At 37.9% G+C, this 17,585-nt stretch carries 16 protein-coding genes; 2 read left to right on the forward strand and 14 right to left on the reverse strand.

Annotated features, from left to right (window positions below):
* Nucleotides 1-321 precede the first annotated feature (321 nt).
* Together pnpS and CN326_RS00980 are read right to left on the reverse strand one after the other, a co-directional pair.
* Nucleotides 322-2,082 (reverse strand): two-component system histidine kinase PnpS, encoded by a 1,761-nt coding sequence (gene pnpS, locus CN326_RS00975; RefSeq protein ID WP_098305323.1) that lies wholly within the window; start codon nucleotides 2,080-2,082, stop codon nucleotides 322-324.
* The gene (locus CN326_RS00980) at nucleotides 2,075-2,791 is read right to left on the reverse strand and encodes a response regulator transcription factor (RefSeq protein WP_098305325.1); all 717 of its coding nucleotides are present in this window, start codon (nucleotides 2,789-2,791) and stop codon (nucleotides 2,075-2,077) included. The genes pnpS and CN326_RS00980 overlap by 8 nt, the downstream gene beginning before the upstream one ends.
* A 215-nt stretch (nucleotides 2,792-3,006) precedes the next feature.
* Between CN326_RS00980 and CN326_RS00985 the strand changes: the two genes are divergently transcribed.
* The gene (locus CN326_RS00985) at nucleotides 3,007-3,330 is read left to right on the forward strand and encodes a YnfA family protein (RefSeq protein WP_098305327.1); all 324 of its coding nucleotides are present in this window, start codon (nucleotides 3,007-3,009) and stop codon (nucleotides 3,328-3,330) included.
* A gap of 78 nt (nucleotides 3,331-3,408) precedes the next feature.
* Here the strand turns inward: CN326_RS00985 and CN326_RS00990 are convergent, their stop codons facing one another.
* The 5 genes from CN326_RS00990 to CN326_RS01010 form a co-directional block, all read right to left on the reverse strand.
* Entirely contained in the window at nucleotides 3,409-3,882 is a 474-nt protein-coding gene (locus tag CN326_RS00990; RefSeq protein ID WP_098305329.1) for a MaoC family dehydratase, read from the reverse strand.
* A gap of 207 nt (nucleotides 3,883-4,089) precedes the next feature.
* Entirely contained in the window at nucleotides 4,090-5,028 is a 939-nt protein-coding gene (mdh, locus tag CN326_RS00995; RefSeq protein ID WP_098305331.1) for a malate dehydrogenase, read from the reverse strand.
* A 20-nt stretch (nucleotides 5,029-5,048) separates the two neighbouring features.
* Complete coding sequence (gene icd / locus CN326_RS01000) at nucleotides 5,049-6,341, reverse strand: NADP-dependent isocitrate dehydrogenase (RefSeq protein WP_141524944.1); 1,293 nt, start codon at nucleotides 6,339-6,341, stop codon at nucleotides 5,049-5,051.
* Between the two features lie 131 nt (nucleotides 6,342-6,472).
* Entirely contained in the window at nucleotides 6,473-7,591 is a 1,119-nt protein-coding gene (gene citZ / locus CN326_RS01005) for a citrate synthase (protein WP_098305493.1), read from the reverse strand.
* Nucleotides 7,592-8,019: 428 nt separating this feature from the next.
* The gene (locus tag CN326_RS01010; RefSeq protein WP_098305334.1) at nucleotides 8,020-8,481 is read right to left on the reverse strand and encodes a DUF441 domain-containing protein; all 462 of its coding nucleotides are present in this window, start codon (nucleotides 8,479-8,481) and stop codon (nucleotides 8,020-8,022) included.
* Nucleotides 8,482-8,890: 409 nt separating this feature from the next.
* Between CN326_RS01010 and ytvI the strand changes: the two genes are divergently transcribed.
* Nucleotides 8,891-9,997 carry a sporulation integral membrane protein YtvI gene (gene ytvI, locus CN326_RS01015; RefSeq protein ID WP_098305336.1) on the forward strand — a complete coding sequence of 369 codons (1,107 nt, stop codon included), beginning with the start codon at nucleotides 8,891-8,893 and terminating at the stop codon, nucleotides 9,995-9,997.
* 249 nt (nucleotides 9,998-10,246) lie between these two features.
* Here ytvI and CN326_RS01020 read toward each other — a convergent pair whose 3' ends face one another.
* The 7 genes from CN326_RS01020 to ystJ all read right to left on the reverse strand — a co-directional run bounded on the left by CN326_RS01020 (nucleotide 10,247) and on the right by ystJ (nucleotide 17,551).
* Nucleotides 10,247-10,636, reverse strand: coding sequence for an FxsA family protein (locus tag CN326_RS01020; RefSeq protein ID WP_098305338.1), 390 nt, complete (start codon nucleotides 10,634-10,636; stop codon nucleotides 10,247-10,249).
* Nucleotides 10,637-10,708: 72 nt separating this feature from the next.
* Nucleotides 10,709-12,466, reverse strand: a complete 1,758-nt coding sequence (gene pyk / locus CN326_RS01025; protein ID WP_098305340.1) for a pyruvate kinase — start codon at nucleotides 12,464-12,466, stop codon at nucleotides 10,709-10,711.
* A gap of 54 nt (nucleotides 12,467-12,520) precedes the next feature.
* The gene (gene pfkA / locus CN326_RS01030) at nucleotides 12,521-13,480 is read right to left on the reverse strand and encodes a 6-phosphofructokinase (protein WP_098305342.1); all 960 of its coding nucleotides are present in this window, start codon (nucleotides 13,478-13,480) and stop codon (nucleotides 12,521-12,523) included.
* Nucleotides 13,481-13,608: 128 nt separating this feature from the next.
* Complete coding sequence (gene accA, locus CN326_RS01035) at nucleotides 13,609-14,583, reverse strand: acetyl-CoA carboxylase carboxyl transferase subunit alpha (RefSeq protein WP_098305344.1); 975 nt, start codon at nucleotides 14,581-14,583, stop codon at nucleotides 13,609-13,611.
* Nucleotides 14,571-15,440 carry an acetyl-CoA carboxylase, carboxyltransferase subunit beta gene (gene accD / locus CN326_RS01040; RefSeq protein ID WP_098305346.1) on the reverse strand — a complete coding sequence of 290 codons (870 nt, stop codon included), beginning with the start codon at nucleotides 15,438-15,440 and terminating at the stop codon, nucleotides 14,571-14,573. The genes accA and accD overlap by 13 nt, the downstream gene beginning before the upstream one ends.
* A gap of 204 nt (nucleotides 15,441-15,644) precedes the next feature.
* The gene (locus CN326_RS01045) at nucleotides 15,645-16,280 is read right to left on the reverse strand and encodes a FadR/GntR family transcriptional regulator (RefSeq protein WP_098305348.1); all 636 of its coding nucleotides are present in this window, start codon (nucleotides 16,278-16,280) and stop codon (nucleotides 15,645-15,647) included.
* 14 nt (nucleotides 16,281-16,294) lie between these two features.
* A complete protein-coding gene (gene ystJ, locus CN326_RS01050; RefSeq protein ID WP_176524509.1) occupies nucleotides 16,295-17,551 on the reverse strand; it encodes an NADP-dependent malic enzyme in 1,257 nt (418 codons plus the stop codon).
* Between the last annotated feature and the right edge of the window lie 34 nt (nucleotides 17,552-17,585).

Consider the following 17,585-nt stretch of genomic DNA (forward strand, 5'->3'; position numbering starts at 1 on the left):
AAAACCGTTCCTTTTCTTCTCTCTATATTACCACGACTAGAAGAGAGAAGAAAAACAACGGCTTTCTTCATATATTATATTCAGCATCATATAGGTGGAATTCTTTCTTACTCTTGAAATACAACAGCATATATATCGGTATAACATAGCATACATGAATACATTTCAAAAGAAGAAATACCATTAAAAAAAGGGAAGTGACGAGAATAAGTCTCCTTATTCTCGTCCAAAACTACTCCTTGGATGAAGGGGTTTTCATGTATTATAGTAACAGACCTTTATTAATATAAAGTGAAGCTATTGTTAATATAATGTAAATATCTACTTACTGTACTTTTGAAGGGTAACAGTAAAAGTCGTTCCAACCCCAATTGCACTTTCTACAGTAATCATCCCATGATGCGCTTCAACTAAATGTTTCACAATAGACAATCCAAGTCCCGTGCCGCCTGTATTACGGCTGCGCGCTTTATCAACGCGATAAAAACGCTCAAAAATACGAGGGATTTCTTCTTTTTCTATTCCAATCCCTGTGTCAGACACCTTTATATATACGTTTTGACTATCATACGAAAGCCTAACAGAAACAGTTCCGCCTGCTGGCGTATATAAAATTGCGTTATTCATTAAATTAATAAAGACTTGTTTCAATCGTTCTGCATCTCCTACAACAGAGATATGCTCATTCACATCGACATGTAAACGAATGTCTTTATCATTTGCTTTATTTTCTAATATAATACCGACTTCTTCTAATAACCCTTTTAAGTCGACAACTCCCATATTTAATCGAAATCCTTGTTGCTCAATTTTCGATAAATCTAGTAAGTCTTCAATTAGCATTTGCATTCGGTCGCTTTCTTTCAAAATAATATGTAAGAAATGCTCAAGAAATTGCTGATTTTCCATCGCTCCATCAAGCAACGTTTCTGAAAATCCTTTAATAGAAGTAATGGGCGTTTTCAGTTCATGTGACACATTTGCCAAGAAATCTTTACGCATTTGCTCAAGTTTCTTAAGCTCCGTAATATCATGAAAGACAAGTACAATCCCTTTCCATTCATGGTTTGTTCCAATAATTGGAGCACCATACACTTCAAAGTGTTTTCTTTCAATTTCAAGAGGCAACAACATTTGCTTCCGTACTTTGACCTCTGTCATAAAAATTTCTTCCACAAGTTCGACAATTTCTTTGTGCGTAAATGCCTCATAATATAAACGATGTAAATACTCTTCATCTGTTACATGAAAAATCTCTTTATAAGAACGATTGACAAGACTAACATGGCCGCGGCTATCAATTAAAATCATACCGCTTCCCATATTTTCAATGAGTGTATGCAGCCGATCTTGCTGCATTTCTTGCTCTAACGTCATCTCTTGTAAATTACGCGCTAAAACGTTGATTGCCTTGCTGAGCATTCCCGTCTCATCCGAATGACTTTCATAAGCACGTGCTTTATAGTTTCCTTTCGCAAGTTCAATAGCTACTTTTGTAACAGACTCAATCGGTCTAATATACTGCCCTGTAATTCTCATAACAAGAAACACAATAATAAAGAAAGAAGTGATAAAACCAAGAATTACTATGCCCCATGTTTTTTGATGCACAGTTTTCAAGGACTGAATAGAAGCATTAATAATGATATACCCTTTCTTCCCCTGTGCATCTTGGATAAACGTAGCATAGTAATATGGGTGTTCATCCTTTGTTTCCTTCATCACAACTGTATGCGTTTGTTTTCTTGCTTCTGGAAGAAGGTCTTCCATCACTTCTTTACGTGGTACCGCCTGTTGATTTACAGTCTCATATTGAATTTGTTTTTGTTCATTTACAAACGTTACATATACACCAAACTGCTCTTCAAATTTCAAAAATACATTTGGTTTCTTAAGGACGTTATCAATTCCTTCCGCTTCGACAACAGAAGCAACGTACTGCGTTTCTTTCTCCAATCTCTCATGAAAACGATCAACATAAAATCCTTCCAATACTTTTTCAAGCAATAATCCTGTCCCTACAAAAATAAGAACAATTAGAGAAATAAACGTAAAGAGAAGCCTTGAGCGAAATTTATTCATCCCCTTTTGGCTCCTCCAATTTGTAACCTAATCCGCGGATTGTTTTAATATAATTTGGTTTTTTTGTATTTTTTTCGATTTTATCTCGTAAGTGACTAATATGAACATCAACAATACGTGTATCCCCAGCAAAATCATAATTCCATACAGCACTTAACAGCTGATCGCGAGTTAACACGCGGCTTTTATGTCTCGCTAAATATACAAGTAATTCAAATTCTTTTGGTGTAAGTTCTAACTTTTCCCCTTGGAAATATGCTTCATAAAAATCCGGTAAAATTCTTAATTCAGCAATTATAATACTATTTTCATCTTCTACTTCCGGCACTTGTTCATCGTGGAGTTTCGTACGGCGCAAAATAGCCTTTACACGCGCAACCACTTCTCTTGGACTGAACGGCTTTGTCATATAGTCATCCGCTCCAAGCTCAAGACCTAACACTTTATCAAACTCATCATCTTTTGCTGTTAACATTAAAATAGGTGTCATAATACGCTGCAGGCGCAGTTCTTTACACACTTCCATTCCATCCATTTTTGGAAGCATTAAATCTAATATAATCAGATCCGGACGTTCCGTCTGCGCTTTATGCAGCGCTGTTTCTCCATCCATTGCTGTTATGACTTCAAACCCTGCTTGCTGCAGATTAAATTCGATTAAAGTTAAGATAAACTCCTCATCGTCCACGACTAAAATTCGATTGCTCATTCTTTTCCTCCAGGTTATAGACTCTTAAACATTCTTCACCCTAGTATTCTTCCCCGACATTTCCATCATACTAGAAAACAATACCCCTCTCAATAAAATTGTACTTTGAAAAATAAGAGTTTATCCCGCATTAACGGGCAGTCCTCCCTACTGACTTATGCTCCACTTTATGTTACCTTTATACAACAAAATACATTTTTATAGAAAGGACTCTTATGTTAAAAGCATTTATTATCTTTTTTCTTGCGGGTTTGGCTGAAATTGGCGGTGGTTATCTCATTTGGAAATGGCTGCGCGAAGGCGGTTCTATTGGAATCGGCATCATCGGGGGAGTGATTCTATTTTTATATGGGGTCATCGCTACATTCCAAGTATTCTCAAGCTTCGGAAGAGTGTATGCAGCTTACGGTGGCGTGTTTATTGTAATGAGTGTATTGTGGGGTTGGTGGGTTGATAAAAAAACACCCGACTTATTCGATTGGACCGGAGCCTTTGTTTGCATCATTGGCGTATTTATTATGTTATGGCCACGTGGATAAGGTTCATGTTTCTCTAAATAACATTGCCCGTTTAAGCTAAATAAGAAAAACAGGTGACATCACATCACCTGTTTTTCATCAAAAATTATCAAGCGCTCTTTCAAATATCGTTGTTAAATGATGCGGCGGTGCTACTGTTAGTAAACCTTTCATCACTTCTTCTTCTTTCTCATTGTACGCAAACATTTGCATTTCAATTAAATGATCTTTCTCGTAAACGGAAACAACTTCAAAATGAATTTGCAGCGTTGCATAATGGTATACAGGCTTTATAAATTCAAGTTCTTGCCTTACAACATGACTTCCTGGACCAGGTAAGTATTTTGTAACCGCAGTTGTAACAATCCCCGTTAACATAACACTTGGTACAATTGGTTTTTCATACGGAGTTTGGGATGCATAGTCATGCTGAATATATAACGGATTTGAATCATTCGTTAATCCTAAATATAATAACAAATCTTTGTCTTCTATTTTCTCTGTAACGGATAACTTTTCCCCTACTGTAATTTCATCCATTTTACGACCTAATTTGCTTTTCTTTTTTAACATGATACAATCCCTCCGATCGATATTTAAATTATCCTACTCGAAGTGGTATATTATACGAATCTTTATAACAATGAGAGCACATTCACTACAAATCTACATTTTACATTGTAGGATACCTATTTGATAACGCTTTCAAATTATTTCACAAAAATAATTCTCTAATAGTGGAAAAAGATTCGGGAGCCCCGAACCTTTTTCCTTCTTTTCTTATGCAAGAACTTTCATTACACTGCGTACAGATTCTACAGAACGATCTAATCCTTCTTTTTCTTCTGGAAGAAGATCTAATTCAATAATCTTTTCGATTCCGTTACCGCCAAGGATAACTGGAACACCTAAGTAAAGATCGCTATAGCCATATTCACCTTCAAGGTATGCAATAGCTGGCAATACGCGGCGTTGGTCTTTTAAGATAGCCTCTGCCATCTCTACTAAAGAAGCAGCTGGTGCGTAGTATGCACTACCGTTTCCTAATAGATTTACAATTTCACCGCCACCTTTACGAGTGCGTTCAACAATTGCATCTAAGCGTTCTTTCGGAATTAATGTTTCAAGCGGAATACCACCTGCATAAGAATAACGAACAAGCGGTACCATTTCATCGCCGTGTCCACCAAGAACAAATCCTGTAATATCTTTCACAGATAGATTTAATTCTTGTGCAATAAATGTACGGAAACGAGCTGTATCTAATACACCAGATTGACCGATAACGCGCTCTTTCGGGAATCCAGCTTCTTTAAATACAGAATATGTCATTGCATCAACTGGATTTGTTAATACAACAATAATTGTATTCGGAGAATATTTTGCAATTTCTCGCGTTACACTTTTCATAATTTTAGAGTTCGTTGCTACTAAATCATCACGGCTCATACCTGGCTTACGAGCAATACCTGCCGTAATGATTACAACATCAGAATCAGCTGTATCTACGTAATCAGATGTACCGATAATATTAGCATCGAAACCTTGTACAGGGCTTGCTTCTAACATATCTAACGCTTTCCCTTTTGTTGGATTTTCAAGTTGCGGAATGTCCACTAATACAACGTCTGCTAATTCTTTTTGCGCTAATAAGAATGCTGTTGTTGCCCCTGTAAATCCTGCACCGATGACTGAAACTTTTTTGCGTTTGATTGTCATAATTTCTCCCCCACTTTGAATTATGAGTTTTTAATAATCGCTGCGTCCATATTGTTAATAAGAGCATCAGCAAATTCGGAACATTTCACTTCAGTTGCACCTTCCATAAGGCGTGCGAAGTCATATGTTACCACTTTTGAAGCAATCGTTTTTTCTACAGAATTAGTAATTAGTTTCGCTGCTTCATTCCATCCTAAATGCTCTAACATTAATACCCCTGAAAGAAGAACTGAAGATGGATTTACTTTATCTAAACCTGCATATTTTGGAGCTGTACCATGTGTCGCTTCAAAAATAGCATGTCCGGTAACATAGTTAATGTTAGCACCAGGTGCAATACCGATGCCGCCAACTTGCGCTGCAAGTGCATCAGAAATATAATCGCCATTTAAGTTCATTGTTGCTACAACGTCGAACTCGCGTGGACGCGTCAAAATTTGTTGTAAGAAGATATCTGCAATTGAATCTTTTACGATGATTTTTCCAGCAGCTTCTGCCTCTGACATCGCTTTATTAGCAGCATCTTTTCCTTCCTTCTCAACAATACGATCATATTCAGCCCAAGTAAATACTTTGTCGCCAAACTCTTTTTCTGCTACTTCGTAACCCCAGTTTTTGAATGCACCTTCTGTATACTTCATAATGTTACCTTTATGAACTAATGTAACAGAAGAACGTTTTTCATTAATTGCATATTGAATCGCAGCGCGAACAAGACGCTTTGTACCTTCTTCAGAAATCGGTTTAATCCCAAGTCCAGAAGTTTCTGGGAAACGGATTTTTTTCACGCCCATTTCATTTTGTAAAAACGCAAGAAGTTTTTGAACTTCTTCAGAACCTTGTGCATATTCAATACCAGCGTAGATGTCCTCTGTATTCTCACGGAAAATAACCATATCAGTATCTTCCGGACGCTTGATAGGAGAAGGAACACCATCAAAGTAGCGAACAGGACGTAAACATACGTATAAGTCTAGTTCTTGACGAAGCGCTACGTTTAAAGAACGAATGCCACCACCAACAGGAGTTGTTAATGGCCCTTTAATTGCGATTAAATATTCGCGAATCAATTCTAACGTTTCTTCTGGTAACCACTCACCTGTTTGATTAAATGCTTTTTCCCCAGCAAGCACTTCTTTCCAAACAATTTTCTTTTCGCCGTTATATGCTTTTTCAACAGCTGCCTCTAATACACGAGATGCTGCTGCCCAAATATCTGGTCCAATTCCATCTCCTTCAATAAAAGGAATAATTGGGTTGTTTGGTACATTCATAACACCATTAGTTACGGTAATTTTTTCTCCTGTAGTCACTGCGATTACCCCCATGTTTGAAATTTCATATGTATGAAACTGAGGGATATCCCCTCAGTTCAAACCATAAATTAAGTTTAAATATTCCAATCATTGTATCTTTACAAAAAAGTCAGATTCTTAAAGGCGCATTACGCTCTTTGGCCGATTGGTACATAGCGTTGGTTAATCGGACCATTATAATCTGCACGCGGACGAATGAGACGGTTATTTTCATATTGTTCTAGAATATGAGCTAACCAACCAGACATACGGCTGATTGCAAAGATTGGTGTAAATAAATCATGATCAATTCCTAAACAATGATAAACAGATGCAGAATAAAAATCTACATTTGGCGGAAGCTGTTTTGCTGAAGTTACAAGCTCCTCAATTTTGATAGACATATTATACCACTTGTCTTGCCCTGTTAGCACACATAAACGCTTAGACATTTCACGTAAATGTTTTGCACGTGGATCACCATTGCGGTATACACGATGGCCAAAGCCCATAATCTTCACTTTATTCGCAAACGCATTATGAATATATGATTCTACATTTTCTTCTTCACCGATTTCCATCAGCATCTTCATTACATTTTCATTTGCCCCACCATGAAGTGGTCCTTTTAAAGCACCAATTGCTGCTGTAATACCGGAATACACATCAGAAAGTGTAGCTACACAAACGCGCGCTGTAAAAGTAGAGGCATTTAATTCATGATCCGCATGAAGTACAAGCGCCTTATCAAACGCTTCAATTTCAACTTCATTTGGCTCACGATTATTTAACATATATAAAAAGTTTGCAGCTAATGCTAAATCTTTGCGAGGCTCAACAACATCTAACCCCTTGCGGATTCTTGCAAATGCCGCAACAAGCGTTGAAACTTTCGCCTGTAATTTAACCGCTTTCAAATAATTGGACTCTACATCCATTAACTCAGCGTCTTCATCGTATAATGATAGCATGGAAATCGCTGTACGTAAAACAGACATTGGATGTGTTATTTTCAAGTTTGTGTTTTTTAAATATTCTAAAATTTCCCCCGGCACTTCTGCATGCTGGGATAATTGTGTTTTTAATTCTTCTAATTCCATTTCATTTGGAAGCTTGCGGTGCCATAATAAATATACGACTTCTTCAAATGTAGCATTTTCAGCTAAATCATCGATATCGTAACCCACATAAGTTAATGTATCATCAATAATGGAGCTTACAGATGATGTTGTTGCTACTACCCCTTCTAAACCTCGAATAACAGTCATTATAATCTCTCCTTTTCCTCGAAATTTCTCCCCAACCTTATACTTTGTCGCAATAAAATGTGTTTTCAGCTGGTCACGAAAATGAATGAGCATCCGTTCATCTCTGAAACAAGCAAAATACATCCTGGCACAATCACTTCTGCATTTACACCTATCTATCGTTCCATGCTTTTTAGCATAGACGTGAGCTTCTCCCCGATCCCCCACGCTACAAACGATACATAGTGAGGAAATATAATTTCGGAGAGCTGATATATAAAAACAACATAAAACAATATTAACCAAATTATTTCATGTTGTTTTTATTTTATTTGGTGTAGGTCTATGCTGTTATGTAACTCGAAGAAGTTCCATAAATCTATTATAAACAATTATCTGACTTTTGTGAATGGAAAGAATTCGAAAATTTATATTACAATAAAATTTTTTTATTTAAATAGCTGTATAATACTCATCGCAGCATATGCAATTCCGGCTCCAATTAACGGTCCCACCGCTACTCCATTAAATAGTGCTACCGAAATAATCGTTCCAAACACAAGAGCTGTCGTAATGTACGGATCACTCGCTAAAAGTTGTACACCGCCTTTCGCAAGAAGTGCTACAGCAATACCAGAAGCAAGAGCAATCCAAGCATAATAAGACTTTGTCGCCTCTACAAGTTGCTTAAATCCAATTTCTCCTGTCGCAATCGGCACAAGCACCGCAATTGTTATAATGGTAACCCCAAGGTTAATTCCTTTCGTTTGAAAATAAGGAAAAAGTTTATCTCCTAAGAACGTCCATTTCATCAACAGCAAAACGCCAACTGCCACTGATAAAGATTGATTTTTTGCGATAAATCCAATGAGAAGAAGTATGAATAAAAATAAAGTTGATTGACTAATCATAATGCCTCATCCTTTCTGAAAATAATGAAGGGCTCTCAAACATGTCCGTTTAATGAAATAAAGTGAAACTTCCATCATCGGGGGTTTTTTCACCTCTCAATGATGGTTATTTGAACGAATCGGGCGCATGCCAAAAATATCTTCCTCACTTAGGCGGGAATCTTACTGCCCGCGAATAGTAGGAAAAAGAGGAATTCATTCAACAAACAGAGAATCGTTTCCACTTATAACCAAATGGACTTTGCTTTCCTTTTCTTTCTTATAAGAAAAAGGTAAAATAAAAAGGGAAAAACCCATACAATATCATACCATTTACAGAAGAGGCATCAAAGCATCTCATCATTTGATAAGTGAACATTTACACAACTTTAGCTCATACACAACATATTTTGCAAAGGGGGAAAGACCTTTGAATCGACATTCACTATACATAGCACTTCGACTTCTCTTTGTCATTGCAGCAACTATATTAGGAGTATACGCACTCATATATATAGCAGGTCTGGTATACCCATTTATTATCGCTTTTGCAATTGCATATTTGATCAATCCAGTTGTAAACTTTCTTGATCAAAAACTACGATTTCCTCGTGCTTTGTCTGTTTTTATTAGCCTCATCCTTGTATTTGGGGCTATCGTTGGACTCGTTACGTATCTTGTAACAGAAGCGATTTCCGCAGCAACTTACTTATTACAAATTGTACCTGAAAAATTCCCGGCTATGGTTCAGTATCTGCAAGAATTCGCACTCACCAACATTATGCCGCTTTACAATGATTTGATTGCTAAATTTAATCACCTTGGAGCAACACAACAAATTACGATTACAACAAACATTCAAAACCTTGGGGCAGAAGCAACTCAGCAAATGAAAACTATTTTGACAGCTATTATAAGCGGATTAACAAATTTCATTAGCGCTCTTCCGACTATGTTAACTGTTCTTGTATTCGTCTTATTAGCCACTTTCTTTATTAGCTTTGATTGGCACCGTCTCGCCCATAAAATTGAAAAATTATTGCCTAATCGGTTACACGGCTATGGAAAAACAATTTTTGTTGATTTACGAAAAGCTTTGTTTGGATTTGTAAAAGCACAATTTACACTTATATCAATGACAACCATTATCGTTCTAATCGGCCTATTAATTTTGCGTGTACCATACGCAATTACTATCGCCCTTATTACAGGAGTTGTTGATTTACTTCCATACTTAGGAACAGGGACTGTTTTCGTTCCATGGATTATTTATGTATTTTTTACAGGAGATACTGCTTTCGCACTTGGTTTACTCATTTTATATATCGTTGTCATTGTACAGCGACAATTAATGGAACCAAAGGTATTATCATCCAACATCGGACTCGATCCACTTCCAACATTATTTTCTTTATTTATCGGATTTAAATTATTTGGTTTTTTAGGATTGATTATTGGCCCTGTAACACTCGTGTTATTAAATACATTGCATAAAGCAAATGTATTTAAAGATCTTTGGAAGTTCATAAAGGGGTAAAGTGAAACTTCCATAAGTAGGCGGTTTTCCTACTTATGGTTAGTTGAACCAATCGGGCTCTTACGGACAGTATAAAGTGAATTTTCATCAATAAAAATCAACTAAAAACAAGGAGAAATCTCTCCTTGTTTTTTTATTCACTAATACGAATAAAAATTCAATATTTTTCTTCCTTTTTCTACAAACGAATATTTATTCATTTGTATTTTCGACAAAAAATAACGCTTGAAGAGTTTCCTCTTTCAAGCGTTATTTTTGCACAATAATAGTGTTATTTCGGTTTATTTTTCGTTCCATCCATTTGATTATCATATATTTCACCGGTTTTCTCGCTATCGGAATCAATAAAAACAATCCTATACAATCTGTTATATACCCTGGGATTAGCAGAAGTATACCGCCTGCAAAAATGCAAATCGCATCTAATACAGCATCACCTGGAATCTCACCTCTACTTAACCGATACTGAATATCTCTCCAAACTGCTACTCCTTGCCGTTTCGCTATATATGCTCCCATGATACTCATTACTACAATCACACAAAACGTCGGCCACAGCCCAATCAATTGACTCGATCCAATCAATACCGTAACCTCTAACGCTGGAATTAAAATTAACAAAAAGAGAAATACCTTCATTCCTCTCACCTCATGTTTTCAAATTGAGTAAAAAAAAGAGAAGGATTTCCATCCTTCCCTACATATTATTTCTTATAGCACTTCCGCATGTCCATTATATACAATTCCACGCGCTGCATCAACTGTTACTTCTTGACCATTTTTTAGGATAGCAGTCGCAGTTTCTACACCAACGATAACTGGAATACCAATTGTTACACCAACAACCGCTGCATGGCTTGTTAAGCCGCCTTCTTCTACAACAAGAGCTGCAGCTTTTTCAATTGCAGGAATCATATCTTTATCAGTACTTGTTGTAACAAGGATAGAACCTTCTGTTACGTTTGCTAATGCTTCTTCAGCTGTTTTCGCTACAACAACTTTACCTTTTGCTGTTTTACGGCCAATTCCTTGTCCTTTAGCGATTTGTTCGCCAACAACATGAATTTTCATTAAGTTTGTTGTGCCAGTTTCAGCAACTGGTACACCAGCAGTAATAACAACTGTATCACCAAGGCCAATCATACCTGCATCCATAGCTGTTTCAATAGCAGTTTCTAACATTTCGTCTGTAGATTTTGCCTTTTCCTCTGCCATATACGCTTGTACACCCCATGCAAGCGCAAGACGACGGCATACTTGTTCATTAGATGTTACTGCTACGATTGGAGATTTCGGACGATATTTAGAGATCATTTTCGCAGTATAGCCGCTTTCTGTAGGAGCTACGATTGCCGCTACATCAAGTGCGATTGCTGTATGTGCAACAGATTGACTAATTGCATCTGTAATTGTGCTAGATTGCTCTTTAAGACGTTTTTGGAACATGTCTTCATATTGCAGTGATTTCTCAACACGAATCGCGATGTTTGCCATCATTTGTACCGCTTCAAGCGGGTATAAACCTGCTGCTGTTTCACCAGAAAGCATGATTGCATCTGTGCCATCGAAAATAGCGTTCGCTACGTCACTTGCTTCCGCGCGTGTTGGACGAGGGTTACGCTGCATAGAATCTAACATTTGCGTTGCAGTGATGACTGGCTTCCCTAATACATTACATTTTTTGATTAGACGCTTTTGCACTAACGGTACTTCTTCTGGTGGAATTTCTACACCCATGTCACCGCGCGCTACCATTAAACCGTCAGAAACTTCTAGGATAGAGTCGATATTATCGATACCTTCTTGGTTCTCGATTTTTGGAATGATTTGAATATGTTGTGCTCCGTGCTCTTCTAATAGCTCACGAATTTCTAATACGTCAGATGCTTTGCGTACGAAAGAAGCTGCGATAAAGTCAACATTTTGCCCGATACCGAAGATGATATCTTGAATGTCTTTTTCTGTAATACCAGGAAGCTTAATGCTTACGTTTGGTACGTTTACACCTTTTTTATTTTTTACAGTACCGCTGTTTAATACTTTTGTGCGGATATCACCGTTCGCTTTTCCGATTACCTCTAACTCAATGAGACCATCATCGATTAGAATGCGAGAACCTGCATCGACATCATCATAAAGTCCCGCGTAAGTTACAGAGAACTTTTCAGCAGTTCCTAATACTTGCTCTGTAGAAATAACAACTTCTGCACCTGTTTTTAGCTCAGCTTGTCCGTCTACAAAGTCATGTGTACGAATTTCTGGACCTTTTGTATCAAGTAAGATTGCTACAGTTTTACCAGTTTTCTTCGCAGCTTCACGGATGGTTTTAATACGTGCTCCGTGCTCTTCATGGCTACCATGAGAGAAGTTTAAACGACAAACGTTCATCCCTGCTCCCATTAATTGTTCTAATTTTTCAATACTTTCACTAGCAGGACCAATTGTACATACAATTTTAGTTTTGCGCATAACGCACCTCCAAATATTTATGAAAACGTTACCACCAATCCGACACTACGCCAATTAGATGGATAATTCTTTTGATAACTGATACACATCTAAATCAAGTTGATGTTTTTGCGCTAACGCTTCAATAATATCATGATCAACAAGTTGATTGTTTTGAATACCTACGCAGCGGCCACCTTTTCCTTCTAATAAAAGCTCAACTGCTCTTGCACCAAGACGGCTTGCTAATACACGGTCCATCGCACTTGGAGATCCTCCGCGCTGTACGTGACCTAATACTGTAACGCGTGTATCAAAGTTTGTTGCTTCTTCAATTTGTTTACCGATTTCAATCGCGCTGCCAACACCTTCAGCTACGACAATAATACTATGTTTCTTCCCGCGTTCGCTACCGCGTTTTAAACGAGCAATTACATCGTTCATTTCATAGTCTGCTTCCGGAATTAAAATTGTTTCTGCACCGTCCGCTAAACCTGCCCATAACGCAATATCTCCCGCATGACGGCCCATTACTTCAATTACATATGTACGTTCATGAGATGTAGCTGTATCACGAATTTTATCAATTGCATCAATAACAGTGTTTAAAGCTGTATCAAAGCCAATTGTAAAATCAGTACCAGGAATATCATTATCAATTGTGCCCGGTACACCTACACATGGGAAACCATGCTCTGTTAATTTTTTTGCACCTTGGTAAGAACCATCTCCACCAATAACAACAAGTCCTTCAATACCAAATTTCTTTAATTGTTCAATTCCTTTTAATTGTCCTTCTAGTTCTTTGAACTCAGGGCATCTTGCTGTATATAATTTCGTTCCACCGCGGTGGATAATATCGCCTACAGAACCTAACTCTAATTTTTCAATATGACCAGAAATTAATCCTGCGTATCCATGATAGATACCATACACTTCTAGATCGTGGTACATCGCTTTACGAACAACCGCACGAATAGCAGCGTTCATACCAGGTGAATCTCCACCACTTGTTAACACACCAATACGTTTCATTAGTACTCACCTCATAAAGATTATTTGCCTTATAATAAAATAACATGAAGAAAGATAAAATGACAATGGAGAAGATGTGTCTTTTCATAAGAAAAACGTGCATTCGCGAGATGGAACGCACGCTTTTTCTATTTTACCCCAATGGAAGCGTTTGAAAACGAAACTTGCCCAATTTTCATATATTTTGTATAACGATTTTCAACCAGTTTCTCTTTTGAAACACCTTCTAATTGTTGGAATGTTTTTAGTAAGGTACGGTTTATATATTCCGCTTGTTCTTTAACGTTGCGATGCGCACCGCCGCGAGCTTCTGGAATCATTTCATCAATTACACCTAATTCTTTCAAATCAGCCGCCGTAATTTTCATCGCTTCAGCAGCTTCTTTTGCTTTCGTAGCATCTTTCCAAAGAATTGCTGCCGCTCCTTCGGGAGAAATAACTGAATACGTGGAGTTTTCTAACATGTGGACATAATTCCCAATACCAAGTCCTAACGCACCGCCACTGCCGCCTTCACCAATCACAATGCATATAACCGGTACAGAGAGTCCTGCCATTTCAAATAAATTACGTGCAATCGCTTCGCTTTGTCCGCGTTCTTCACCTGCTTTTCCAGGATATGCACCTTTCGTATCAATAAAGCAAATGATAGGACGATTAAATTTCTCTGCTTGTTTCATAAGGCGCATTGCTTTGCGATAGCCTTCTGGGTGAGGCATTCCAAAATTTCGGCGAATATTTTCTTTCGTATCTTTTCCGCGCTGATGGCCAATTACCGTTATAGGCATTCCATTATATTTCGCAATACCGCCGACAATTGCTGCATCATCACCAAATAGGCGATCTCCATGACACTCAAAAAAGTCAGTAAATAAGTGCTCAATATAATCAAGTGTTGTCGGTCTTTCGGCATGACGAGCAATTTGAACACGGTCCCATACTTTCATATTGCCGTATATTTCTTCCTCTAAATGCTCTAACTTATCTTCCAAAATACGGATTTCTTCACTGAAGTCCATCTGGCTGTTTTTTGTATACTCTTTTAATTCAAGAATCTTATTTTTCAGCTCAACAACCGGCTTTTCAAATTCTAATTCTGCCATGACGCCACTTCCTCCCCTTGATGAACTTCTAAAATCTTGCGGAGTGTATCTCTCATATCATTACGGTGCACAACTGCATCTAATTGTCCATGTTCCAGTAAGAACTCTGCCGTTTGGAAGTCCTCCGGCAATTTTTCACGAACAGTCTGTTCAATTACACGACGACCTGCAAATCCAATTAATGCGCCTGGTTCTGCTAGATTGTAGTCACCAAGTGAAGCAAAGCTCGCGGAAACTCCGCCCGTCGTTGGATGCGTCATAATAGAAATGAATAAACCGCCTGCATCGCTATGTTTTTTCAAAGCAACACTCGTCTTCGCCATTTGCATTAAACTTAAAATACCCTCTTGCATACGAGCTCCGCCTGATGCGGTAAAAATAAGAAACGGCACTTTCATTTCATGTGCTTTTTCAGCAGCACGCGCAATTTTTTCACCTACAACAGAGCCCATGCTTCCCATTCGAAACCTTGAATCCATAACCGCAACAACAACGAGCATATTCTCGATTGTTCCTTCTCCTGTCACAACTGCTTCGTTTAATCCAGTTTTTTTACGATCGCTCTCAAGTTTCTCCTCATAACCAGGGAAGTGAAGCGGGTTTGCCGAAATCATTTCTTTGTCATATTCACGAAATGAATTTTCATCTAACAAACTTTCAAGACGCTCCCATGCGTTCATCGGATGATGATACCCACAGTTAACACATACTTTTAAATTCTTCAGAAGTTCTTTCGTATACATGATTTTTTTGCATTTCGGACATTTTGTCATGACACCGTCCGGTACATCTCTTCTTACTTGCTCTGAAGGAATTGCAGCATATTTTTTCTTCTTTTGGAATAAATCTCGTAGCAAAGTTTGACCCTCCTTTAGGTGATAAAAGAGCTAAGGTTAACGAGTAAGAAAATGTGGCTAACACCTACATTAATAAGTGTTAGCCTTGTTTTCTCAATTTGTCTTATAACCCATCTCTTTACGTTTAACTTTAAACGTTGTCTGGCAGAATGTTTGTCAGAACGTGTCATGGTCATTTCGACAAATTTTGTATAGATGTTAGAATTACAAATGAAACTGTATGTTCTCTATGATTGCATCATAAAGCTCTATTGCTGTTTGTTCCTGCTTATTCTCTAATGCTTTATATAGCTTTTCATGCAACTCTCTCGCGTTTAAATGAACATCACAAGAAAGCGTCGAAGCGTAGTCATGTACAATCATCCAAACACGATACATTAAAAAATTATCTACTTGCTCTACAAGCGTTTTTAAAAAGTTTTGATGAAATTCAGCGATAGATGACTGTTCATCAGAAAAAATTGCCTTAAGTGCCTTTAAGCAGTCTTCTGTCTGCATTTGACATAAAACACGAATCGCATCCCTCTCAAGCAATTCTTTCATTTGTAACAAATCTTGCCGCGTTTTTTCATCTTGTAATACGAACGGTGCAATTAATTGCACAAGACCATTTTCATAAAAATTTCGAATGAACGTCCCTTCACCGCGCCGCGTTTCAATTAAGCCGACCAATTCCAGCGCTCTGAGCGCTTCACGAACAGAGGAACGACCAACATTTAAACGTGCGCTTAGCTCTCGTTCAGATGGCAGGCGATTACCTGCTTCTAATCCGTCCTCTTTTATAATAGAACGGATTTTTTTCACTATTTCCAGGTATACTTTTGTTTGTGATGATGTCAATGGACACTCCTCGCTTATTCTTTACCGATAATCGCTAGTTTTCTTGTTTTCTCAGCTACTTCATTCGGATCGACTTGACGGCGAGCAACACCTGTTTCCATTGCAGCTTTCGCTACATACGCTGCCACTTGCGGTGCTACGCGCGCATCGAATGGAGCTGGAATAATATAATCCTCATTCAGTTCTTCAGCTGATACAAGCTCAGCAATTGCTTTTACTGCTGCAATCTTCATTTCTTCATTAATTTGCGTTGCATGTACGTCAAGAGCACCGCGGAAAATACCAGGAAAAGCTAATACGTTGTTTACTTGGTTCGGGAAGTCCGAACGACCTGTACCTACAACAGCTGCTCCAGCTGCTTTTGCGATTTCTGGCATAATTTCTGGATTTGGATTCGCCATCGCAAAGATAATTGCATCTTTGTTCATAGAACGAACCATTTCTTCTGTTAATGCGCCTTCTGCAGATACACCGATGAACACATCTGCACCTTGAATCACCTCTGCTAATGAACCCTCTACACGATTTTTATTCGTATATTTTGCAACTTCATTTTTCACAGGATTCATACCAACAGGACGACCTTCAAAAATCGCACCTTTCGTATCGCACATAATAATGTCACGTACGCCGTAGCGATATAAAAGTTTAATAATCGCAATGCCAGCTGCTCCGGCACCGTTTGCGACAACTTTAATATCAGACATTTTCTTTCCAACTAGCTTTAATGCATTTACAAGACCCGCTACTGTTACAATTGCTGTCCCATGCTGATCATCGTGGAATACAGGAATATTTGCTTCTTTCTTTAAACGCTCTTCAATAATGAAGCAGTTTGGCGCTGCAATATCTTCTAAGTTTACGCCGCCAAAAGTTGGCTCCATTAATTTTACAGTTTCAACAATCTTATCTACATCATTTGTATTTAAAGCAATTGGAAATGCATCTACACCAGCAAAGCTCTTAAATAATACAGCTTTACCTTCCATAACTGGAAGAGATGCTTCCGGTCCAATATTTCCAAGACCTAACACAGCCGTTCCATCTGTTACAACTGCTACCATATTGCCCTTCATTGTATATTCGTATACCTTGCTTTTATCGTCATAAATAACTTTACATGGTTCTGCAACCCCTGGAGAATACGCAAGACTTAAATCTTTTGCATTTTCTACCTTTACTTTTGATACAGTTTCTAATTTTCCTTGATGCACTCTATGCATGTGAAGTGCTTCTTCACGAAGTGTTGACAAACGATCCACTCTCCTCATATGTTCTTGCTGAATAGCATTATTCATTCTCCAA

The sequence above is a fragment of the Bacillus sp. AFS018417 genome (assembly GCF_002560985.1).
Classification (GTDB): Bacteria; Bacillota; Bacilli; order Bacillales; family Bacillaceae_G; genus Bacillus_A; species Bacillus_A rhizoplanae.